This window comes from Vogesella oryzagri, assembly GCF_040148885.1.
In the GTDB taxonomy this organism is placed as follows: domain Bacteria; phylum Pseudomonadota; class Gammaproteobacteria; order Burkholderiales; family Chromobacteriaceae; genus Vogesella; species Vogesella oryzagri.
Genome location: NZ_JBEFLD010000008.1, coordinates 67099 through 87479, shown reverse-complemented (window position 1 = coordinate 87479; position 20381 = coordinate 67099). Strand labels below are relative to the sequence as shown.

At 63.2% G+C, this 20381-nt stretch carries 20 protein-coding genes and 4 tRNA genes; 5 read left to right on the top strand and 19 right to left on the bottom strand.

The genetic code is table 11. The features are described 5' to 3' along the window. Positions 1 to 16: 16 nt before the first annotated feature. Positions 17 to 730, bottom strand: a complete 714-nt coding sequence (gene minC / locus ABNW52_RS15285) for a septum site-determining protein MinC (protein WP_349589588.1) — start codon at positions 728 to 730, stop codon at positions 17 to 19. 369 nt (positions 731 to 1099) lie between these two features. Between minC and ABNW52_RS15280 the strand changes: the two genes are divergently transcribed. Then, positions 1100 to 1669: a phasin family protein gene (locus ABNW52_RS15280; RefSeq protein ID WP_349589585.1), complete on the top strand. Its 570-nt coding sequence runs from the start codon at positions 1100 to 1102 to the stop codon at positions 1667 to 1669. Positions 1670 to 1697: 28 nt separating this feature from the next. On the opposite strand, the gene ABNW52_RS15275 is transcribed toward ABNW52_RS15280, so the two are convergent. Together ABNW52_RS15275 and ABNW52_RS15270 are read right to left on the bottom strand one after the other, a co-directional pair. Continuing rightward, positions 1698 to 2402 (bottom strand): hypothetical protein, encoded by a 705-nt coding sequence (locus ABNW52_RS15275; RefSeq protein ID WP_349589583.1) that lies wholly within the window; start codon positions 2400 to 2402, stop codon positions 1698 to 1700. A 9-nt stretch (positions 2403 to 2411) separates the two neighbouring features. Then, positions 2412 to 3302 (bottom strand): LysR family transcriptional regulator, encoded by an 891-nt coding sequence (locus ABNW52_RS15270; RefSeq protein WP_349589580.1) that lies wholly within the window; start codon positions 3300 to 3302, stop codon positions 2412 to 2414. 219 nt (positions 3303 to 3521) lie between these two features. Here ABNW52_RS15270 and ABNW52_RS15265 point away from each other — a divergent pair, with 219 nt between their 5' ends. Continuing rightward, positions 3522 to 4070 carry a flavodoxin family protein gene (locus ABNW52_RS15265; protein WP_349589578.1) on the top strand — a complete coding sequence of 183 codons (549 nt, stop codon included), beginning with the start codon at positions 3522 to 3524 and terminating at the stop codon, positions 4068 to 4070. Between the two features lie 61 nt (positions 4071 to 4131). On the opposite strand, the gene ppa is transcribed toward ABNW52_RS15265, so the two are convergent. Further along, positions 4132 to 4662, bottom strand: coding sequence for an inorganic diphosphatase (gene ppa, locus ABNW52_RS15260; RefSeq protein WP_349589576.1), 531 nt, complete (start codon positions 4660 to 4662; stop codon positions 4132 to 4134). 107 nt (positions 4663 to 4769) lie between these two features. On the opposite strand from ppa, the gene coq7 reads away from it, so the two are divergent. Further along, positions 4770 to 5390: a 2-polyprenyl-3-methyl-6-methoxy-1,4-benzoquinone monooxygenase gene (coq7, locus tag ABNW52_RS15255; protein ID WP_349589911.1), complete on the top strand. Its 621-nt coding sequence runs from the start codon at positions 4770 to 4772 to the stop codon at positions 5388 to 5390. An 84-nt stretch (positions 5391 to 5474) separates the two neighbouring features. On the opposite strand, the gene ABNW52_RS15250 is transcribed toward coq7, so the two are convergent. The 7 genes from ABNW52_RS15250 to ABNW52_RS15220 form a co-directional block, all read right to left on the bottom strand. After that, complete coding sequence (locus tag ABNW52_RS15250) at positions 5475 to 6884, bottom strand: sodium:proton antiporter (RefSeq protein ID WP_349589573.1); 1410 nt, start codon at positions 6882 to 6884, stop codon at positions 5475 to 5477. A 238-nt stretch (positions 6885 to 7122) separates the two neighbouring features. Beyond that, positions 7123 to 8556 (bottom strand): sulfate adenylyltransferase subunit CysN, encoded by a 1434-nt coding sequence (gene cysN, locus ABNW52_RS15245; protein WP_349589570.1) that lies wholly within the window; start codon positions 8554 to 8556, stop codon positions 7123 to 7125. Between the two features lie 79 nt (positions 8557 to 8635). Then, positions 8636 to 9562 carry a sulfate adenylyltransferase subunit CysD gene (cysD, locus tag ABNW52_RS15240; protein ID WP_349589567.1) on the bottom strand — a complete coding sequence of 309 codons (927 nt, stop codon included), beginning with the start codon at positions 9560 to 9562 and terminating at the stop codon, positions 8636 to 8638. Between the two features lie 245 nt (positions 9563 to 9807). Beyond that, a tRNA-Glu gene (locus ABNW52_RS15235) sits at positions 9808 to 9883 on the bottom strand. Positions 9884 to 9886: 3 nt separating this feature from the next. Further along, positions 9887 to 9963 (bottom strand) — tRNA-Arg (locus tag ABNW52_RS15230). A gap of 6 nt (positions 9964 to 9969) precedes the next feature. After that, positions 9970 to 10045, bottom strand: a tRNA-Glu gene (locus tag ABNW52_RS15225). Positions 10046 to 10048: 3 nt separating this feature from the next. Then, a tRNA-Arg gene (locus ABNW52_RS15220) sits at positions 10049 to 10125 on the bottom strand. A gap of 168 nt (positions 10126 to 10293) precedes the next feature. On the opposite strand from ABNW52_RS15220, the gene ABNW52_RS15215 reads away from it, so the two are divergent. Continuing rightward, positions 10294 to 10701 (top strand): NUDIX hydrolase, encoded by a 408-nt coding sequence (locus tag ABNW52_RS15215; protein WP_349589564.1) that lies wholly within the window; start codon positions 10294 to 10296, stop codon positions 10699 to 10701. Positions 10702 to 10735: 34 nt separating this feature from the next. On the opposite strand, the gene ABNW52_RS15210 is transcribed toward ABNW52_RS15215, so the two are convergent. The 8 genes from ABNW52_RS15210 to aceB all read right to left on the bottom strand — a co-directional run bounded on the left by ABNW52_RS15210 (position 10736) and on the right by aceB (position 18455). Then, on the bottom strand, positions 10736 to 10948 hold the full coding sequence (locus ABNW52_RS15210; protein ID WP_174873822.1) for a helix-turn-helix domain-containing protein: 213 nt from the start codon (positions 10946 to 10948) through the stop codon (positions 10736 to 10738). A 120-nt stretch (positions 10949 to 11068) separates the two neighbouring features. Next, the gene (locus ABNW52_RS15205) at positions 11069 to 11683 is read right to left on the bottom strand and encodes a glutathione S-transferase (RefSeq protein WP_349589561.1); all 615 of its coding nucleotides are present in this window, start codon (positions 11681 to 11683) and stop codon (positions 11069 to 11071) included. A 95-nt stretch (positions 11684 to 11778) separates the two neighbouring features. Further along, positions 11779 to 12471, bottom strand: coding sequence for an SIMPL domain-containing protein (locus tag ABNW52_RS15200; RefSeq protein WP_349589558.1), 693 nt, complete (start codon positions 12469 to 12471; stop codon positions 11779 to 11781). Positions 12472 to 12525: 54 nt separating this feature from the next. Next, on the bottom strand, positions 12526 to 13698 hold the full coding sequence (locus tag ABNW52_RS15195) for a GGDEF domain-containing protein (protein ID WP_349589556.1): 1173 nt from the start codon (positions 13696 to 13698) through the stop codon (positions 12526 to 12528). 147 nt (positions 13699 to 13845) lie between these two features. Then, complete coding sequence (locus ABNW52_RS15190; RefSeq protein WP_349589553.1) at positions 13846 to 14640, bottom strand: ABC transporter ATP-binding protein; 795 nt, start codon at positions 14638 to 14640, stop codon at positions 13846 to 13848. Next, a complete protein-coding gene (locus tag ABNW52_RS15185; protein WP_349589550.1) occupies positions 14640 to 15539 on the bottom strand; it encodes an ABC transporter permease in 900 nt (299 codons plus the stop codon). The genes ABNW52_RS15190 and ABNW52_RS15185 overlap by 1 nt, the downstream gene beginning before the upstream one ends. 93 nt (positions 15540 to 15632) lie before the next feature. Beyond that, complete coding sequence (locus ABNW52_RS15180; protein WP_349589548.1) at positions 15633 to 16601, bottom strand: ABC transporter substrate-binding protein; 969 nt, start codon at positions 16599 to 16601, stop codon at positions 15633 to 15635. Positions 16602 to 16859: 258 nt separating this feature from the next. Beyond that, positions 16860 to 18455: a malate synthase A gene (gene aceB, locus ABNW52_RS15175; RefSeq protein ID WP_349589545.1), complete on the bottom strand. Its 1596-nt coding sequence runs from the start codon at positions 18453 to 18455 to the stop codon at positions 16860 to 16862. A gap of 484 nt (positions 18456 to 18939) precedes the next feature. Here aceB and ABNW52_RS15170 point away from each other — a divergent pair, with 484 nt between their 5' ends. Continuing rightward, entirely contained in the window at positions 18940 to 20334 is a 1395-nt protein-coding gene (locus tag ABNW52_RS15170; protein ID WP_349589543.1) for an amino acid permease, read from the top strand. Positions 20335 to 20381 lie beyond the last annotated feature (47 nt).

Here is a 20381-nt window from a genome sequence, read left to right as displayed (position 1 = left end):
TTCAACTTGCGAGTTCTTATGCACCGAGCGCGCTCATCACCAGGCGCTCGTTTTCAAGGTAAATCTGTGCCGGCTTGCCCTGGATGCTGTCGGGTAGCGCCTGTTCGATGGTGCGGTACACCCCGGCAATGGAGACCAGTTCGGCTTCCATGCTCTGCACGAAGATGCGCGCCTGGGTGTTGCCGCGGGCGCCAGCCAGCGCACGGCCGCGCAGCGGGGCATACACGTGGATGCTGCCATCGGCGATCAGTTCCGCCCCGACATTGACCATGGCCAGCACCACCAGATCACCGCCCTTGGCGTAAATCTGCTGGCCGGCGCGCACCGGGCGGTCGATCACCAGCGTGGCGGCCGGCAGGGCCGGCGCGGCTTCCGCGGCGGGGGCCTCAACCGGCAGTTCGCTCTGACGCGGGCTGTTGCTGCTGCTGACAAAGGCCAGGCCGTGCTGGCGGGCCAGCGCGGCGACGGCATGATCGCGGTGGCGCAGGGCGATGATGGCAATGCCCTTGGCCTGAAACAGTTGCCGGATGCGAGCCAGGTCGAGGGCTGCCGGTTGTTCGATGGCTTCCAGATCCAGCAGGAAGGCCTCGCTCTGACTGGCATCGACCTTGCTGCCGAAGCGGGTCTCCAGTGCGGCGGCCAGCGCAGCGCAGTCACCGCTGCGCAGCAGGATGGCCAGCAGGTCGAGACTGGCGGATTTGATGTCGAAAAGGTTGGCCGCTTGGCTCATTGTCTGGTTTCGCTAACAGATAGATTTAATTTATGACGGCGAGTGTATAGCGTTGGGCTAAGCGTTTCAACGCACAGTGCCGGCTTTTCGGCAGGCCGGGCGGCCAGGTGGCGGTTGTGGTGTGTTTGCCGCTGCGATCGACACTGCAGGGCAGCATGCAGCGCGTTGTCATCCTGCTGTCATCTGGTGGCGGCAGACTGGCGAAAGCTGTTGTAAAAATAGTCACTTAGCCGGGGTGCCGCGTAAATTTACTTGACATTGCTGCGGTGCAATATATGATTCGAGTTGTTGCAGCGCAACATCTGGTCGGTCATCAAGATACTAACGGTTTTGCTGCTGAGTAGTTATTCACTGAAAAGGATTATCTCCATGTTTACCAACGTACAAGAATTCTCCGCTTTCGGTCAGGCCCAGTTCGACAAAGCCGTTCGCCTGTCCTCCATCGTGCTGGCCAGCGCCGAGCGCATCACCAACCTGCAGCTGGAAATCGCGCGCAAGGTCGTGGCTGAAAACGCCGAGACCGTGAAGCAGCTGACCGGCATCAAGGATCCGAAGTCCTTCGCCGAATTCCAGGCTGGCCTGGTTCAACCGAACCTGGACAAGACCCTGGCCACTGCCCGCGAAGTGTACGACGCCACCGTTGCGGCACAGACCGAGCTGACTTCCTTCGTAGAAGAGCAGGTTGCCGAAACCAACAAGCAGGTGCTGGAAGCGCTGGATCGTCTGGCCAAGCATGCACCGGCCGGTTCCGAATCCGCCGTGCAGGTGCTGAAGAACCTGGTGTCTTCCGGTAGCGCCGCCTTCGAAAGCGCTTCCAAGACTGCCAAGAAAGTCGGCTCCGATTTCGCCGAAGCCAGTGTTGAAGCCGCCGAGACTTCCGCCAAGGCCGCTGGTGCTGCCGTAAGCCGTGCCCGCAAGACCACCACTCCGGCTGCCTGATTCGCCGCGCAGTGTTAAAAAAAGCCCGCTACGGCGGGCTTTTTGCATTTTGTGGCCCCGTGCTGGCGGCGGCCAGATCCAGCGCCGCCTCCAGTAACTGACGGGCATTCTCGCCCAGGCTGTCCGCCAGCAGCAGCAGGCGCGCCAGGTTGCGGGCGAAATGCTGTTGCTGCAGCGGCGGCTGGCGAAAGTCGTCGAGCACTTGCCATTGCTCGTCGGCGGTGGCGGCGTCTTCGCCCTGCTGTTGCAGGTAGTCGCGGCTGAGGGCGGCCAACTGTTGCAGCAGCTCCTGCTGTTGCAACAGCAGGGCGGGCCAGTCGATCGGCGTTTGCTGGCCGCTGGCGGCCGCTTGCAGCAGCAGCGGCCCGCTCAGATAAAACAGCGCGTCGAACACGCGGCGGCAAAAGCTGGCGGCACCCAGCGGCCCGCAGTACAGCCAGCCACCGGCTTGCGGTGCCAGCGCATCCAGCAGCGGTTGTGCCTGCTGCAGTGCCTGACGCTGGCCGGCGACCAGCAGCGCAAAACCGCTGCTGGCTTGCGGCGGCAGCCACGGGCTGTTGAGTTCCAGCGCAAGGTTGGCCGCAGGCGTGGCGGTTAGCGGCAGGGGGCCGCAGTGGATCAGCAATTGCTGCCATTGCAGGCAGTTGTCGCCGCGCGCTACGGCGGGGTGGGGAAGGCCGCCGGTGGCCAGTCGCTGTTGCAGGGCCAGGCGGTACGCTGAGTCAGCGGACATGGTGTGGGGTCAGTTCAGGTGCCAGTCAAAAGTCTGCAACCGCTTGATGAACCAGCTGAGGGCCTGCCCGGGCTGGCTTTCCTTCCAGGCGTAGTGCAGCGAAACCAGCGAGCGTTTTTCTTCCAGTTCTTTCACGATCAGCCGGCCACTGGCCAGATCCTCGTGTATGCGGCAGGTAGGCAGAAACCCTACGCCAAGTCCGGCCCTTTGCACAGCGATTTTGTCTTCCACGCTGGCCACGGTCAGCCGCGGCTGCCCTTCCTGGATAGAGATGCTGCGCGGCGGCAGGTTGCGCGAGGTGTCGGCGGCCACCGCGACGCGGTAGCGGCGGATCACGTGCTGCGGGATCGGATCTTCCATGCCGGCCAGCGGGTGGTGCGGCGCGACGCAGAACACGAACTGCACCTTGCCCATCGGCTTGCTGTGGAACACGCCGCCCTGGCTGTTCTCAGTGGCGCCGATCACCAGGTCGGCGCGGTTGTCCACCAGCGCATCCCAGGTGCCGCCAAACACTTCACGGCTCAGGCGCAGCTCGGTATCGGCCTGTAGGGCATCGAATTCGCCCACCAGGCGCAGTACGTCATCGAACTGCAGCAGATCCGACATGGCGATGCGCAGCTGGCCTTCCCAGCCGGTGGCGTGGGTCTTGACCCGGCTTTCCACCATGGCGGCGGAATCCAGCAGCGCGCGGCCTTCTTTCAGCAGCAGTTCACCGGCGGAGGTGAGGCGTGCCTTGTGCCCGCTGCGGTCGAACAGCTGCACGTTCAGGTCTTGCTCCAGTTTCTGCACGCTGTAGGTGATGGCGGAGGGGACGCGGTACAGCTCTTCGGCGGCGGCGGCGAAGCTGCCGCGGCGGTCGATTGCGTCCAGCACCATGAGCGAGTCTAGAGTCAGTTTCATCGTCAGATTTTCTGAAAATAAAAATCAAAATGTTCTGCTGTTTTTGGGCGTACAGGCTTTTTATACTGCGGCCAACCTTTGCAGATCAAGCAAAAACAATTGGTGCCGCGGTGCCAGTTACATGATTTCAATCCAGTTTTTTTGAATCAGCAGCGCGAAGGCTGGTCTAGTAGACCATCAAGCTATGCCTGCGTTCTATGTTTATATAAGGAAATGTCGATGAGTACCAAGCTTGCCGTGGTGTATCACAGTGGCTATGGCCATACCGCCAAACTGGCCGAAGAAGTGGCCGCCGGTGCGCGTGACTATGCCGAGGTCGCCCTGTTTGCCGCTGACGATGCCAGCCAGCGCCTGGACGAACTGGCCGCCTTCGATGCCATCATTTTCGGCGCACCAACCTATATGGGCAGTGTCTCGGCCGGCTTCAAGGCGTTCATGGATGCCAGCTCCAAGGTCTGGTACACCCAGGGCTGGAAGGACAAGATCGCTGCCGGCTTCACCGTGTCCAACAGCCCCAGCGGTGACAAGCTCAACACCCTGCAGCAGCTGTCGGTATTCGCTGCACAGCACAGCATGATCTGGGTGGGTACCGGCCTGCTGCCGGGTGGCGTTACCGGCACGCAGATCAACCGTTACGGCAGTTCGCTGGGTCTGATGGCGCGTACCGACAATGCGCCGGCCGAGGTGACCCCGGATGCCGCCGATCTGGAATCCGCCCGCCTGTTCGGCGCCCGCATCGCGCAGACTGCCGGCCGCTTCGCCAAGTAAATTGGCCGCAGGCAAAAAAAAAGCCGGGGATTCCCCGGCTTTTTTTTTGCGGCCAACCCTATCAGGCTTGCTTGGCGCGCTCGATGCCTTCCACCAGTTCGCGGGTGGCATCTTCCATGCTGCCCCAGCCCTGGATCTTCACCCATTTGCCTTTTTCCAGATCCTTGTAGTGCTCGAAGAAGTGCACCATCTGGTCACGCAGCAGTTGCGGCAGGTCTTCCAGCTTCTGGATGTCCTTGTACATCGGGCACAGTTTTTCTACCGGCACCGCCACCAGCTTGGCATCCACGCCGCCGTCGTCTTCCATCTTGATCATGCCCAGGGCGCGTACGCGGATCACCACGCTCGGCGGCAGCGGGAACGGGGTGACCACCAGCACGTCTACCGGGTCGCCGTCGCCGGCCAGGGTCTGCGGTACGAAACCGTAGTTGGCCGGGTACATCATGGAGGTACCCATGAAGCGGTCAACCATCAGCGCGCCGCTTTCCTTGTCGAATTCGTACTTGATCGGAGCCGCGTTGGCGGAGATTTCGATCACGACGTTGAAGTCGTTCGGCATGTCTTTGCCCGGGCCGATGAGGTCGATGTTCATGCTTGCTGTCCTTTTGCGCTGAGTTTGGAACAAATAACCGCGGGATTATACCAGCAGCCGGCGCAGGGTATAATTGCCACTATTGATGACCTCCATCACCTTGCATGATGCTAGATAACCTGATTACCGAATTCGATCGTGGCCTGCGCACGCTGTTTGCGCCGGCGCACAGTGCCCGTCCGCACCCGGACCATGCCGTGGCGGAAGCCGAGCTTGACCAGGCGGAAAAACAGCACGCGCTGGGGCTGATGCGCGTCAATCACTGCGGCGAAGTGTGCGCGCAGGCGCTGTACCAGGGCCAGGCGCTGACCGCGCGCGATCCGGCGGCGCGCGAGGCGCTGCGCCATGCCGCGTTCGAGGAAGTGGAGCACCTGGCGTGGACCGAGCAGCGCATCCGCGAACTGGGTGGCCGCCCCAGCCTGTTCAACCCGTTGTGGTACACCGGCTCGCTGGCCATTGGCGTGGCCGCCGGCATGCTCGGCGACAAGTGGAACCTGGGTTTTCTGGAAGAAACCGAACATCAGGTCGGCGCGCACTTGGACAGCCATCTGCAGGAGCTGCCGGCACAGGACGCCCGTAGCCGCGCCATCGTGACGCAGATGCGCGACGATGAGCTGAAGCATGCCGAAATGGCCAATGAGCTGGGCGCGGCACGGCTGCCGGCCCCGCTGCGCGGCATGATGAAGCTCAGTGCTAAACTGATGACCAGCGCCAGCTATCGCGCCTGAGCGTAGCCCCGCGCATGAAAAAGCCGCCAGTAAAGGCGGCTTTTTTTATGGCTGCGGCCAACCTTGGGCTTGGCCGCAGGCGCTTCAGAAGAACAAGAAGGTCAGCAGCACAAAGGTGGGGATCAGGCAGCACAGCGCCCAGCCGATGTAGCCGAAGAAGCTGGGCATGGCCACGCCGCGTTCTTCCGCAATGGCCTTCACCATGAAGTTGGGGGCATTGCCGATATAGCTGTTGGCGCCCATGAACACCGCGCCGGCGGAAATCGCCAGCAGGGTGGCAGCACCGTGGCCCATCAGCTGCTGCGCATCGCCGCCGGCCAGGTTGAAGAACACCAGGTAGGTCGGCGCATTGTCGAGGAAGCTGGACAGTGCGCCGGTGAGCCAGAAGTAGGCGGCGTTCACCGGCGTGCCATCCGGCTGGCTCACCATGCCCACCAGGCTGGCAAAGGCGCCGTGCTGGCCGGCTTTCAGCATCGCCAGCACCGGGATCATGGTGACGAAGATGGCGGCAAACAGCTTGCCAACCTCCAGCATCGGCCCCCAGTTGAAGGCATTGGCCTGGCGGCAGTTGCCGGGGGTGAGCTTGAGCGACAGGCCGGCAATGGCCAGCAGCAGCACGTCGCGCACCAGGTTTTGCAGTTCGATGTCCAGACCAAAAATCTGCCAGCCGATGCCCGGCTGCCATATGCCAGACAGCAGCACCGCGCCGACAATCGCCAGCAGCAGCAACAGATTGACCTTGCCCTGCAGGGTGACGCGCGAATCCGGCGTCGGGTCCGGCAGTGCTGGCAGATCGTCTTCCTTGCGGTAGTAGTGGCGGTCCAGCAGGTAGAAGGCCAGCAGCAGGATGGCACTGGCGGTCAGCATCGGCGCCAGCATGTGCTGCATGGTCCAGCCAAAACCGACACCCTTCAAAAAGCCCAGGAACAACGGCGGATCGCCCAGCGGCGTCAGCGAGCCGCCGATATTGGCGACCAGGAAAATGAAGAACACGAACACGTGCGTCTTATAGCGGCGGTTGTCATTGGCGCGCAGCAGCGGGCGGATCAGCAGCATGGAGGCGCCGGTGGTGCCGGTAAAGCTGGCCAGTAGGGTGCCAATGCCGAGGAAGCCGGTATTCAGCAGCGGCGAGCCATGCAGGTTGCCGCGCACATAAATGCCACCGGCCACGCTGAACAGCGCGATCAGCAGGATGATGAATGGCACGTATTCCAGCACCAGGGTGTGCGCCATTTCGTGCAGCGTCAGCTCCAGGCCGTGGCCGGCGGCAAACGGCAGCACAAACGCCAGCGCCCAGCCGGCGGCGATCTTGCCGAAATGGTGGTGCCAAAGGTTGGCCGCAAACAGCGGCAGCAGCGCGATGGACAGCAGCATGCCGGCAAACGGTACGGCCCAGAGTGCGGACAGCTCGGCGCCGTTGACACCGGCGTGGGCCAGCAGCGGCAAGCCGGCCAGCGCGGCACTAGCCGCGCGGGGTAGACGGATGATCGACATGGGAAATCCTGTGCGGCGGGCGAATGCTGGCGCTCCGGGGGCGCTGCCTAGCCCTTTGTGTTGTGCTTGGTATCGGGCCCGGAAAGGGCGGCAGTTTACCAGCAAGCAGCTGGCGATGGACCTGGCATGGCCTGCGGCTGTCTGCCAGCACTTTACTTATGTGTGGCATTTACGGTGCTTGCCGGCAATAAAAAAGCGGAATCCAGTATGGATTCCGCTGTTGCTGCCTGGCTGGCGATCAACCAAGCAATTTGCTGATGTCGCGCGCTTCCCAGTGTGGGAAGTACTTGCGCACCAGGGTGTTCAGCTCCACCTCGAAGGCCTTGAAGTGCGCCAGTTCGTCGTGTTCGCTCTGGCCTTCGCTGTTGGCGGCGCTGCGGATCATGGCGGCGCCAGCGGTGGCGTTGGACAGGCGGTCGATCACGATCAGGCTGCCGGTGGCGCGGCTGTCGCGGTAGGCGTCAAACACCACCTGCGAGTTGAAAGCGATGCGTACCAGGCCGATTTCGTTCAGCTGCAGCTTTTCCGCTTCGAAGGCATCCAGGGTGTTCACGTCGACGCGGTGCACGATGCGTTCCACGCGGCCGGTGACGCTCTTGCCGGACAGTTTGAACAGGTATTCCTTGCCCACCACCAGCGGCGCCTCGTCCATCCACACCAGATGCGCTTCCACGCCCTGGCTGACTTCCGGCTGCGCCTCGTCCACGCGCACGATCATGTCGCCGCGCGAGATGTCGATCTCGTCGCTCAGGGTCAGGGTGATGGCCTGGCCGGTATGGGCCGATGCCAGCTCGCCTTCGTATACCACCACGGCCTTGACGGTGCTTTCCTTGCCGGACGGCAGCGCGCGCACGCGGTCGCCGGGGCGGATCTCGCCGGCGGCGACGGTGCCGCAGAAGCCGCGGAAGTCCAGATTGGGGCGGTTGACGTACTGCACCGGCAGGCGGAACGCCGGCAGCTTGACGTCGTGATCGATCTCGACGGTTTCCAAGATTTCCATCAGCGTCTGGCCGTCGTACCACGGCGCGCTGTCGCTGCGGTTCACCACGTTGTCGCCGCGTAGCGCCGAGATCGGGACGAAGCGGATGTCCGGGATGTCCAGGTTGGCCGCAAAGGCGGTGTAGTCGGCTTGGATGCGGTCGAACACGCTCTGGTCGAAATCCACCAAGTCCATCTTGTTGATGGCGACGATGACGTGCTTGATGCCCAGCAGGCTGACGATGTAGCTGTGGCGGCGGGTCTGGGTCTGCACGCCGTAGCGGGCGTCGATCAGGATCACCGCCAGGTTGCAGGTAGAGGCGCCGGTGGCCATGTTGCGGGTGTACTGCTCGTGGCCCGGGCAGTCGGCAATGATGAACTTGCGGCGATCGGTGCTGAAGTAGCGGTAGGCCACGTCGATGGTGATGCCCTGTTCGCGCTCGGCCTGCAGGCCGTCCACCAGCAGCGCCAGGTCGATGTCCTGGTCGGTGGTGTTGTACTTCTTGGAGTCGCGCTGGATGGCGGCCAGCTGGTCTTCGAAGATCAGCTTGGAGTCATGCAGCAGGCGGCCGATCAGTGTGGATTTGCCGTCGTCGACGTTGCCGCAGGTGATGAAGCGCAGCATGTCCTTGTTTTCGTGCTGCTTCAGGTAGGACAGGATGTCGCTGGAGATCAGGTCGGATTGGTGTGCCATGAGCGTCGTGCCTTGCATCAGCAAGGTTGGCCGCATGCGGCCAACCTCTGGAAGTTCGGTATGCGAAAGAAACAGCGGCTTAGAAGTAGCCTTCCATTTTCTTCTTCTCCATCGAGCCGGAGGAGTCGTGATCGATCACGCGGCCCTGGCGTTCGGAGGTCTTGGTCAGCAGCATTTCCTGGATGATTTCCGGCAGCGTGGTGGCGGAGGACTCCACCGCCCCGGTCAGCGGATAACAGCCCAGGGTGCGGAAACGCACGCGCTTGGTCTCGATCTTGGCTTTTTCTTCTTCCGTCAGGTACTGCAGGATGCGGTCGTCGTCGAGCATGATCAGCGTGCCGTCACGTTCGATCACCGGGCGTTCGGCGGCAAAGTACAGCGGCACGATCTCGATGTTTTCCAGGAAGATGTATTGCCAGATGTCCAGCTCGGTCCAGTTGGACAGCGGGAACACGCGAATGCTTTCGCCCTTGTTGATGCGCGAGTTGTAGATGTTCCACAGCTCCGGGCGCTGGTTTTTCGGGTCCCAGCGGTGGTTCTTGTCGCGGAACGAGTACACGCGCTCCTTGGCGCGGGATTTTTCCTCGTCGCGGCGCGCACCACCGAAGGCGGCGTCGAACTTGTACTTGTTCAGCGCCTGTTTCAGACCCTCGGTCTTCATTACGTCGGTGTGCTTGGCACTGCCGGCGGTGAACGGGTTGATGCCGGCGTCCACGCCTTCCTGGTTCACGTGCACGATCAGGTCCCAGCCATGCTCGCGCGCCTGCTTGTCGCGCAGCGCGATCATGTCCTTGAACTTCCAGGTGGTGTCCACGTGCATCAGCGGGAACGGCGGCTTGCCCGGGGCAAAGGCCTTCTGTGCCAGATGCAGCATCACGGCGGAATCCTTGCCGATGGAGTACAGCATCACCGGATTCTCGAACTCGGCGGCGACTTCGCGAATGATGTGGATGGACTCGGCTTCCAGTTGCTTGAGGTGGGTCAGCCTCTCCTGACTGATTTTCATCGTGGCACTCGTTTCTTGAACAGTTGACTTCGACAGTAGGGCCGCAGCGGCCGCCGGATTGTCCGGCAGTGGCAATGTACCGGAGAGCGCTGCGCTAGCAAAAGACTGAATATATATATCGTTATGCTATGAAAGGGCGCAGCAAAACGATTGGCTGGGTATAAGACTGGCGGGGGCTGTGGGAGGTTTGGCAGGGTGGGCAGAAAACAAAAAAGCCACCTTGCGGTGGCTTGATTGTCGAATCCTGGCGTCCCCACGGGGATTCGAACCCCGGTTATCGCCGTGAAAGGGCGGTGTCCTAGGCCTCTAGACGATGGGGACAGCTGGCGCACCCGGAGCGATTCGAACGCCCGACCCTTTGGTTCGTAGCCAAATACTCTATCCAACTGAGCTACGGGTGCGTACTGTGGCGTCCCCACGGGGAGTCGAACCCCGGTTATCGCCGTGAAAGGGCGGTGTCCTAGGCCTCTAGACGATGGGGACAGCTGGCGCACCCGGAGCGATTCGAACGCCCGACCCTCTGGTTCGTAGCCAGATACTCTATCCAACTGAGCTACGGGTGCGCTGTTTCTCGTTTGTCGTTGACTTGCGAGAGACGCGAACTATACGGATGGCACTTGCCGGCGTCAATAGTTTTTGTGAAAAATTTGCCATGGTTACGCTGGAATTTTGCCAAGTAGCCGGAATACGACAATATCCTCAATCGCACCATCGCAGCAGGAGGAGCCGGGATGGTATTTAACGACATGTTCCGCATGAGCTGTCATGCGGTGATTACCGATGATCGCGGACAGGTATTGCAGTTGCAGGCCAGTTATGGCGATGGCCGCTGGGGCTTGCCCGGCGGCGGGGTGGAACCCGGTGAAACCATTCATCAGACCTTGCTGCGCGAGTGCCGGGAAGAGCTGGGGGTGGCGGTAATTATCGATTACCTGTCCGGCGTGTATTACCACGCGTGCTATCAGTCGCAGGTGTGCATTTTTCGCTGCCGCTTACCGGCCGGTGGCAGTGTGCGTTTGAGTGATGAACATCTGGCCTGGCGCTACTGGCCACTGGCGGAGCTGTCTGCCATGCAGCTGCAGCGGGTGACGGATTGCCTGCAGTTCGACGGCAATGTGCGCAGCGCGGTGTTTGAATAAGCGGCTGCCCGCGGGCGGGCAGCCGCTTGCCGGCTTACAGCGGCAGGAAGGGGGACAGCGCGTTGATTTCATTGAGCGCGCGACGGAAGCGCGCGTGCGCCCGCGACACGGTGGATTGGCTGATATCCAGCTGCTTGGAAGCGGCATAACCGGTCATGCCGTCGATTTCCATCAGCCACACGGCTTCGCGCGATTTTTTCTTCAGGCCGATCAGGTTGGCGACGTGATTGAAGTGTTCGAGTCTCATGTTTGTGCTCCCGCGTATGGTTGCTTGTGGCTAACCTGAATTCAGCATAGACGGGTGCAGAAAAAATGCACGTAAAAAATGCCGCTTCAGTGAAACGGCATTTTTCCGGTATTTGCCGGCTTAGGCGGCAGGCGGCACGGTTTCGGCAAAACTAGGGCGGGCGGCCAGTTTTTCTTCCAGTACGGCCAGGTTGGGGTAGGCGCCGCGCCAGTCCAGCTGCGGGAAGCGGAAATCGAGATACCCCAGCGCGCAGCCGGTAGCGATATCGGCCAGGCTGTAGGCTTCGCCGTTACACCAATGCCGCTCGCCCAGCATGGCGAACAGCGCCGCCAGTCCACGGTCCACCTTGCCCTGCTGGTGGGCGATCCACTCCGCGCTTTGCTTGTCAGCCGGGCGGCGGCCTTCCACTACGATGCTGCCGGCCGCATCGCAGATGCCATCGGCCAGCGCTTCCCAGCGCCGGGTTTCGATCAGCAGGCGCTTGCTGTCCTGTGGCAGCAGGCGCGAGACCGGCGAGCTGTTCTCCAGGTATTCGACGATCACGCGCGAGTCGTACAGCGTGCTGCCATCGTCCATCAGCAGCACCGGCACTTTGCCCAGCGGGTTGAAGTCGGTAACGGTGGAGCCGGCTTCCCACGGAATATCCAACTGCAGCGGGCAGTCGATCTTCTTTTCCGCCAGGACGATGCGGACTTTCCTGGCGTAGGGGCTGGTAAGCGATGCGATCAGTTTCATGGTGTGGGCACGAGTGGGCGATGGGGGTATCAGCATCTAATTTAGCGTAACGGCCGGCCGATCAAAAGCCCGGCGTTGCCTGGCACCGGGTGTGTTCAGCGCAATTCGATGCGGCCGCTGACGCTGAGATGCACCAGGCTGTTGCCGGCCTGCCAGTCCGGGGTGGCGACCTCGGGGGCGGCGGCATCGGCCATCATGGCCTTGGTACGCAGCATCGGCATCGGGGGCGGCGCCTGCACATTGCCGATACTCAGCTCCAGTACTTGCTGGTTGGGGCGGCCCAGCGCCTTGCCGGCGGCGGCGGCTTGCGCCTGCAGGGCGGCAATGGCTTCCGGAATCAGGCGGTCTTCCGCCTGGCGGCGGGTGCTGTCGGCGACGCTGAACTGCACGTTCTCCAGCAGCATGAATTTCTGCAGTCGGGCGACCAGCTCGGCGGTGGCGGTGAAGTCGCGGCTTTTCAGGCGAATTTCCGCGCGGCCCTGCCAGCCCTGGATCTTGCCGTCGCGGCCATAGTCCGGCCAGCTGTTGTAGCTGCCGCTGCTGACTTCTACCTGGCGGAAGCTGCCGGATTCCGCCTTGGCTCGGGCCAGCGCCTTGTTGAGCCGGTCGGCCAGCAGTGCCGGCTGGGCTTGGCGATCCTGCACGTACAGGCTGGCGTTGACCTCGTCATTGGCCAGCTCGCGCTGCGCGCTGGCGCTGAGATTGAGCATGGTGCTGTTGTCGGCCAGTGCCGGTGCGCTGAAAAGTACGGTAGTCAGCAGCAGGCTGCCAAGGGCGATGGTACGCATGGGGGCTCCCGGGGATGGTTGAGCGCTGTCAGACTGCGGTGCGGGGCAACAGGTTCACGCCAGTGCCGGCACCGCAACGAGCGGTTGGCTGCTGCAGACCTGATTGCGACCGCGCTGCTTGGCATCATACAGCGCCATGTCTGCGTCATGGTAGAGCGCGGCCAACGTCTGCTGCCCATGTTGGCGCATGGCCAGCCCGATGCTGGTGGTGACCTGAAACACCGGCTTGTCCGGCAGGCCGATCCAGTTGGCGGCCAGCTGGCTGCGGATCGCCTCCGCCACCTGCCAGGCCTGGCTGCTGCTGGTGTCGCGCAGCAGCGCCACGAACTCCTCGCCGCCCAGGCGACCGCTGATACTGCCGGCGGGCAGCTGCGCGGCCAACAGACCGGCAAAGTGTTGCAATGCAGCATCACCGGCCTGGTGGCCATGGCCGTCATTGATGCGCTTGAACAGGTCCAGGTCCATTACCAGCAGCGCATGGCGGTGGTGGCCATCGTGCTGCAAGGCGGCCGTCGCCTGCTGCTCGAAGGCGCGGCGGTTGTGCAACCCGGTCAACGCGTCCTGCATCGCCAGCTGTTGCAGCCGCTGCTGCATGCGTTCGAATACCAGGTACAGCAGGCCCAGCGTCTTGGCGAACTCCAGCAGGCTGGCCAGCAGCTGCTGCAGCGGCAGGCCGGTATTGTGCAGCGGGTTGTGCACCGGGTGTTGCAGCATAAAGTAGGTGCGGTAAGTGTAGCTCAGCATCAGTAGCAGGATGATGGCGCCCACCAGCCGGTAGCTGCCGCGCTGCCAGTGTTGCGGCTGGCGGAACAGCTCGTGCAGCGCCAAGCCGGCAAACAGCAGGTAGATCGGGCCGTACAGCAGCGCGCGCAGCCCGGTATCGCCGTGGAACAGCAGCAGCACCCACAGCAGGCTGCAGCCGCCGCACAGCAGGCCGGCCAGCCGCCAGGGCAGCGGGCGCTGCTGGAATTCGGCGATGCCCAGCCAGGTGCCGGCCAGGCTGCAGAACAGCAGCGAGTTGGCCGCAACCACTCCCAGCCACGGCGACAGCACATCGCGCGCCATCAGCAGCAGCACGCCGCCGACGCCCAGCAGCCCGCTTAGTCCCCACAGCCGCAGCGAACGCTCCTGCCGGTAGATATGCCCGATCAACAGTAGCAGTAGCGATAGCAACAGCAGGGTGGCCATCAGCAGGAAATACAGCGTAAAGGGGTCAAGCAGCAGCATGCGGACGACCGGGGATTTCGATAGATGCAGATTACCTGCTTGGTGGTGGCTTGCCTATCGCGCACCGGACAGGGCGCCGCGACGGCAACGTTGGCCGCAAACAATCAGGGCCGCATTGCGCGACCCTGTGTGTTGCTGCGGGGAGGCTCAGCCCAGCAGCAGCGCGTCGTCGTCGATGGCTTCGCCGCGGGTCTTCTCGAACATCGCCAGCAGGTCGGTCACCTGCATGCGGCTGCGCTCGTCGCCGGCCACGTCCAGCACCACGCGGCCCTGGTGCAGCATCACGGTGCGATGGCCGTGATCCAGCGCCTGGCGCATGGAGTGGGTGACCATCAGCGCGGTGAGTTTGTTCTCCTGCACGATGCGGTCGGTCAGTTCCAGCACGAAGGCGGCGGTTTTCGGGTCCAGCGCCGCGGTGTGCTCATCCAGCAGCAGGATGCGCGACGGCTGCAGGCTGGCCATCAGCAGGCTTACCGCCTGACGTTGGCCGCCGGACAGCAGGCCCATGCGGTCCGGCAGGCGGTTTTCCAGCCCCAGTTGCAGCGTGGCCAGCTTGTCGCGGAACAGTTCGCGCAGCTGGCGGTTCAGCGAGGCGCCAAAGCCGCGCTTCTTGCCGCGGTAGTAGGCCAGCGCCATGTTCTCCTCGATGCTGAGGTTCTCGCAGGTGCCGGCCATCGGGTCCTGGAATACGCGTGCCACCAGGCCGGCGCGTTGCCAACCCGGGGTGCGGGTGACGTCCTGACCATCGATGGCCAGGCTGCCGCTATCGACGATCACATCGCCGGCCAGCGCATTGAGAAAGGTGGACTTGCCGGCGCCGTTGCTACCGATCACGGTGACGAACTGGCCGCTGTCGATCTGCAGCGACAGGCCGCGCAGCACCGGGTTTTCGATCGGGGTGCCCGGGTTGAAGGTCTTGAACAGGTTGTCGGCGCGCAGCATCAGCGGGTTCCTCCGGCCTTGCGGGCCATCTTGGCTTTCAGTTTCGGCAGTACCAGCGCAAAGCCCACCAGCAGAGCGGTGATCAGGTTCAGGTCCTGCGCCTGCAGGCCGATGAAGTCGGCGTTCAGCGCCAGCGCGATCAGCAGGCGGTATAGCAGTGCACCCAGCACGGTGGCCAGGGTGATCACCCACAGCGTGCGCGACGGCAGCAGCGTTTCGCCGATGATCACCGCCGCCAGCCCCACCACGATGGTGCCCACGCCCATCGACACGTCGGCGCCCCCCTGGGTCTGCACGTACAGCGCACCAGCCAGCGCGATCAGCGCATTGGACAGCGCCATGCCGGCCAGCACCATGCGCTCGGTAGCGATGCCCTGTGCCCGCGCCATGCGGGCATTGGCGCCGGTGGCGCGCATCGCCAGCCCGGTCTGCGAGGCAAAGAACACGTCCAGCGCCAGCTTGGCGATCACGATCACCGCGGCCAACATCGCCGGCTGTACCTGCCAGGCGATATCGAAATTGTCGCCGATCAGCGGGCTGAACACCGTCGGGCTGCCGATCAGCGGCATGTTCGGCGCCCCCATGATGCGCAGGTTGATGGAGTACAGCGCGATCATCACCAGGATGGAGGCCAGCAGCTGCAGGATGCTCAGCCGCACGTTGAGCCAGGCGGTGGTGAGACCGGCGGCGGCGCCGGCCAGCGTGGCTACGCCACAGGCCAGCCACGGGTCGTGGCCACCGGCGATCAGGGTGGCGGCTACTGCGCCGCCCAGCGGAAAGCTGCCGTCGGCGGTCAGGTCGGGGAAGTCCAGAATGCGGAAGGAAATCAGCACGCCCAGCGCCACCAGCGCAAAGATCAGGCCGATTTCCAGCGCCCCCATCAGGGCAATCAGGGTCATGGTATTACTCGCAGAAAATGACAGCGCGCAGCTCGTGGCTGCGCGGTGGAAAACAGGTTGGCCGCAGGGGTGTGCGGCCAACCATGCCAGGATTTACTTCACGGTTTCCTTAGCGTCTTTCAACAGTGCCGGGCTAAGAGTGATGCCCTGCTTTTGCGCTGCGGCCGGGTTCAGCGACAGCGACAGCTTTTCGCCCAGTTGCGGCGCGATGCTGCCGGCTTTTTCGCCTTTCAGGATGCGCACCACCAGCTTGCCGGTTTGGCGGCCGATGTCGTAGTAGTTCTGGCCCAGCGCGGCGATGGCGCCACGCTTCACCGAGTCGGTATCGGCGGCCACCAGCGGCAGCTTGGCCTGCTGTGCCACCGCCACCAGCGATTCATAGGTGGACACCACGTTGTTGTCGGTGGTGGTGTAGATGGCATCGACCTTGCCGATCAGGCTCTTGGCGGCCGGGGCCACGTCCACGGTACGCGGCGCCGGCGCTTCCACCAGGCTCATGCCGCGCTTGGCCAGCTCGGCTTTCAGCTCCTTGGCCACCACCACCGAGTTCACTTCGCCCGGGCTGTACACCATGCCCACGCGCTTGGCGCCCGGCTTCACCTTGCCGATCAGGTCGATCTGCGGTGCCAGTGCCAGCTTGTCGGACACGCCGGTAACGTTGGTCTTGCTAGCGCTCCAGCCCGGTACCAGTTTGGCGGCTACCGGGTCGGTCACTGCGGTGAATACCACCGGGATGGAGCGGGTGGCGGCAACCACGGCCTGGGCGCTGGGGGTGGCGATGGCCACGATCACGTCAGGCGCATCGCCGACAAATTTGCGCGCGATCTGCGCGGCGGTGGCCGGGTTGCCCTGTGCGCTCTGGAATTGGTATTTCAGCTGCTTGCCCGGTTCGAAACCGGCGGCTTTCAACTCGTCCTCGATACCCTTGCGCGCGGCATCCAGTGCCGGGTGGTCAACGATGGCGGTAACCGCCACCGATTTCTGCTCGGCAGCCAGGGCAAATGGGGACAGGCTGGCGGCAACGGCCAGCGCCAGCAGGGTGCGGCGGGAAACGGCGGACATGGTAATTCCTTTGGAATGGTGCAGTGCAAAGACCGCGCAATCATATTCCAAAGCCGCCGTGGTTTCAGATTGTGCAAAGCAATAATATTTCAAATATTGTATTCATTTGGTGCGATGTGCCCATCATTGGTGCGCGACGGAAAAATCCCGCCAGCCTGGCTTGCGCTGGCGGGTGGATGCTGGCGAATTATGTAGTGCTGCCAGTACAGCTGAATGGATGGCCGCGTGCGGGTGGCTCTGCCTGCTGGGCCACCGGCCTCAATCCAGGTATTCGTAGCCGGGCAGGGTGAAGAAGTCGATGAATTCCTCGCTGGTGATCAGCAGGTCGAACAGCTGCGCGGCGTCTTCGAAATGCCGGCTCCAGCGGCTGCCGTATTCGGCCTGCAGCCGGTTGATCTCGTCGGTAGCCAGGTCGCGCAGCAGCGACTGGCTGACCTTGCGGCTATCGTCCAGTACGCCCTTGGGGCTGTGCAGCCACTGCCACAGCTGGGCGCGGGCGATCTCGGCGGTGGCGGCCTCTTCCAGCTGGTTGTGAATCGGCACGCAGCCGTTACCGCTGAGCCAGGCGCCGAGGTACTGCAGGCCGACGCTGATATTGTTGCGCAGCCCCTGCTCGGTGATCGGGGTTTCCGGCTGGAAATTCAGCAGGTCGGCGGCGGTGATCACCACGTGTTCGCGCTGGCGTGCCAGCTGATTGGGCGCGTCGCCGGCCACGCTGCGGAACGCCTCGAACGCCAGCGGCACCAGCGCCGGGTGCGCCACCCAGCTGCCATCGTAGCCGTCGCGCGCCTCGCGTTCCTTGTCGGCGCGAATCGCCGCCAGCGCACGCTCGTTGGCCGCCACATCGTGCTTGATCGGCGTCAGCGCCGACATGCCGCCGATCGCCGGCGCGCCACGGCGGTGGCAGGTCTTGAGCAGTAGCAGCGCGTAGGAGCGCATGAACGGCACCGTCATGCTGATCTGCTCGCGGTCGGCCAGGCAGAAATGCCGCACCTGGCGGAAGCTCTTGATACAGCTGAACAGGTAATCCCAGCGTCCGGCATTCAGTCCTGCGCTGTGCGCGCGCAGCTCGTACAGGATCTCGTCCATCTCGAAGGCGGCCAACAGGTGCTCGATCAGTACCGTGGCGCGGATGCTGCCCACCGGCAGCGCCAGTGCCTGCTGCGCCGTCAGGAAGATATCGTTCCACAGCCGAGCTTCCAGGTGGTTTTCCAGCTTGGGCAGATAGTAGTAGATATGGCGGCCGTGGCCATGCAGCAGCGCGGCGTTGTGGAAGAAGCTGAGCCCGAAGTCGAACAGCGCGGCGGAGACCGGCTGGCCGTCGATGCGCAGGTGTTTTTCCGCCAGGTGCCAGCCGCGCGGACGCAGCATCAGCGTGGCCGGCTTGCCGCTCAGCTGGTAGTGACGCCCGTCCGGGCTGTGGTAGCTGATGTTGCCGCGCCAGGCATCGCACATGTTCTGGTGACCATGCAGGATGTTGCGCCAGCCGGGGCTTAGCGCATCCTCGAAATCGGCCATGAAGCAGCTGGCGCCGGAGTTCAGCGCGTTGATCATCATCTTGCGCTCGGCCGGACCGGTGATTTCCACCCGGCGGTCCAGCAGCTCGGCGGGCAGCGGGGCGATCTGCCACTCGCTTTGACGGATGGCAGCGGTTTCCGGCAGGAAGTCCGGCAGCTTGCCGGCATCCAGCTCGGCCTGGCGGTGCTGGCGCAGCGCCAGCAATTCGCGGCGGCGCGGCTCGAACTGGCGGTGCAGCATGGCGATGAAGGCCAGCGCCTCGCTGCTCAGCAGCGTCTGGTGCGCGGGTCTCACCGGCGCGAGGATGTCCACTCCCGGCGGCAATTGCAGTGCCATGGTCTCTCCTTGGTTGTCGGTCCGGCCGCTGGCCGACCGTGGCACGCTAGCGCGCACTCTCGTTATCAGCGTGCCAGTTTAGCGTTAGCCAGGTGGCAGAAAAATAGGCAAAAACCGACAACATCTTTTACTTTTTGGGTGATAGTCCGGGTTGGCCTGCCTCGGCTCATGCCGCGTGCCTGCCGTGCTACGGCGGCCGCCATCGGCATGGCAAGCATATTTGCAGTGATCTGCCGCGATTTGGCATATCGTGGCGCGATATAACAGCCGGATGGGCTGCGGCTAGTAGATTTAGCCCATATTTCTGCAGATTGCAGTATGGATACAAAATACTATTGTTGATGTCGGCTTGAATCCCCTGTTGTGATGCGGCATATTCGCGCCCCTGCGCGTTGCGTCTGACCAGCGCCTCGCCATACATCACAACAACACCCGGTACCCGGCTCCACGAGCGCCGGCGTTGCCGGCGAAAAGGGACCAGACAATGAGTTTGTTACGCAAGAAGGACGTGCGCCAGATGCTGGCCGCGTCGCAGGGCGCGGGCGTGCTGCGCAAGGAGCTTTCCGCCTTTGACCTCACCATGCTGGGTATCGGCGCCATCATCGGCACCGGTATTTTCGTGCTCACCGGCACCGGTGCCACCGTGGCCGGCCCCGGTCTGGTGCTGTCCTTCATCATTGGCGCCATCGCCTGCGGCTTTGCCGCGCTGTGCTACGCCGAATTTGCCTCCATGCTGCCGGTATCCGGCTCCACCTACACCTACGCTTACGCCACGCTGGGCGAGATCATTGCCTGGATGATCGGCTGGGACCTGATGCTGGAATACCTGCTGGCCTCGTCGGCGGTATCGGTGGGCTGGTCCGGCTACTTCCAGAGTCTGCTGTCCGGCTTTGGCATCCATCTGCCGGATGCGCTGACCGCCGCCGCCGGCGCCCGTCCCGGTGTCGACACCGTATTCAACCTGCCGGCCTTTGTGGTGGCGATGCTGATTACCGCCTTGTTGGCGTTCGGCATCAAGGAATCGAAGAAGGTGAACAATGTCGTGGTGCTGATCAAGGTGGCGGTGGTGCTGCTGTTCATCGGCATTGCGGTATGGCACGTGAAACCGGCCAACTGGAACCCGGCGCTGCCGTACGGCATGAGCGGGGTGTTCCAGGGCGCCGCCATCGTGTTCTTCAGCTTCCTCGGCTTCGACGCGGTAACCTGCGCGGCGGAAGAGGTGAAAAACCCGGAGAAGGACATTCCAAAAGGGGTGATCTGGTCGCTGGCGATCTGCTCGCTGCTGTACGTGATCGTGTCCGCCATCATGACCGGCATCGTGCCGTTCATGCAGTTCAAGGGTATTGACCATCCGGTGTCGCTGGCGCTGCAAGTGGCCAAGCTGGATTGGTTCGCCGGTTTCGTCGACCTAGGCGCCATCCTCGGCATGCTGACAGTGATCCTGGTGATGACCTACGGCCAGACCCGCATCCTGTTCGCTATGTCGCGCGACGGCCTGCTGCCCAAGGTGTTCTCCGAAGTGCACCCGAAATACGGCACGCCGTACAAGGCGACCTGGCTGATCGGCTGCATCATCGCGCTGATCGCCGGTTTCGTGCCGCTGGGCACCCTGGCCGAGCTGGTGAATATCGGCACCCTGGCCGCCTTCAGCCTGATCGCCGCCGCCATCATTGTGCTGCGCAAGCGCGAACCGAACCTGCCGCGCAAATTCCACTGCCCGGGCGTACCGTACGTGCCGGCGCTGGCGATCCTGTTCTGCGTGTTCCTGATGGCGCAGCTGTCCAGCCTGACCTGGATCTGCTTCGTGGCCTGGCTGCTGATCGGCCTGGTGGTGTACTTCGGCTACTCGCGCCAGCGTTCGCACCTGCACAAGGCCTGATGTGCGATGCGGCCAACCTTTGCATTGCAGGGTTGGCCGCAAAAGGC

Bases quoted from the DNA above. Each gene is read 5' to 3' on its own strand.
- minC (WP_349589588.1), bottom strand. From the start codon at position 730: ATGAGCCAAGCGGCCAACCTTTTCGACATCAAATCCGCCAGTCTCGAC.
- ABNW52_RS15280 (WP_349589585.1), top strand. From the start codon at position 1,100: ATGTTTACCAACGTACAAGAATTCTCCGCTTTCGGTCAGGCCCAGTTC.
- ABNW52_RS15275 (WP_349589583.1), bottom strand. From the start codon at position 2,402: ATGTCCGCTGACTCAGCGTACCGCCTGGCCCTGCAACAGCGACTGGCC.
- ABNW52_RS15270 (WP_349589580.1), bottom strand. From the start codon at position 3,302: ATGAAACTGACTCTAGACTCGCTCATGGTGCTGGACGCAATCGACCGC.
- ABNW52_RS15265 (WP_349589578.1), top strand. From the start codon at position 3,522: ATGAGTACCAAGCTTGCCGTGGTGTATCACAGTGGCTATGGCCATACC.
- ppa (WP_349589576.1), bottom strand. From the start codon at position 4,662: ATGAACATCGACCTCATCGGCCCGGGCAAAGACATGCCGAACGACTTC.
- coq7 (WP_349589911.1), top strand. From the start codon at position 4,770: ATGCTAGATAACCTGATTACCGAATTCGATCGTGGCCTGCGCACGCTG.
- ABNW52_RS15250 (WP_349589573.1), bottom strand. From the start codon at position 6,884: ATGTCGATCATCCGTCTACCCCGCGCGGCTAGTGCCGCGCTGGCCGGC.
- cysN (WP_349589570.1), bottom strand. From the start codon at position 8,556: ATGGCACACCAATCCGACCTGATCTCCAGCGACATCCTGTCCTACCTG.
- cysD (WP_349589567.1), bottom strand. From the start codon at position 9,562: ATGAAAATCAGTCAGGAGAGGCTGACCCACCTCAAGCAACTGGAAGCC.
- ABNW52_RS15215 (WP_349589564.1), top strand. From the start codon at position 10,294: ATGGTATTTAACGACATGTTCCGCATGAGCTGTCATGCGGTGATTACC.
- ABNW52_RS15210 (WP_174873822.1), bottom strand. From the start codon at position 10,948: ATGAGACTCGAACACTTCAATCACGTCGCCAACCTGATCGGCCTGAAG.
- ABNW52_RS15205 (WP_349589561.1), bottom strand. From the start codon at position 11,683: ATGAAACTGATCGCATCGCTTACCAGCCCCTACGCCAGGAAAGTCCGC.
- ABNW52_RS15200 (WP_349589558.1), bottom strand. From the start codon at position 12,471: ATGCGTACCATCGCCCTTGGCAGCCTGCTGCTGACTACCGTACTTTTC.
- ABNW52_RS15195 (WP_349589556.1), bottom strand. From the start codon at position 13,698: ATGCTGCTGCTTGACCCCTTTACGCTGTATTTCCTGCTGATGGCCACC.
- ABNW52_RS15190 (WP_349589553.1), bottom strand. From the start codon at position 14,640: ATGCTGCGCGCCGACAACCTGTTCAAGACCTTCAACCCGGGCACCCCG.
- ABNW52_RS15185 (WP_349589550.1), bottom strand. From the start codon at position 15,539: ATGACCCTGATTGCCCTGATGGGGGCGCTGGAAATCGGCCTGATCTTT.
- ABNW52_RS15180 (WP_349589548.1), bottom strand. From the start codon at position 16,601: ATGTCCGCCGTTTCCCGCCGCACCCTGCTGGCGCTGGCCGTTGCCGCC.
- aceB (WP_349589545.1), bottom strand. From the start codon at position 18,455: ATGGCACTGCAATTGCCGCCGGGAGTGGACATCCTCGCGCCGGTGAGA.
- ABNW52_RS15170 (WP_349589543.1), top strand. From the start codon at position 18,940: ATGAGTTTGTTACGCAAGAAGGACGTGCGCCAGATGCTGGCCGCGTCG.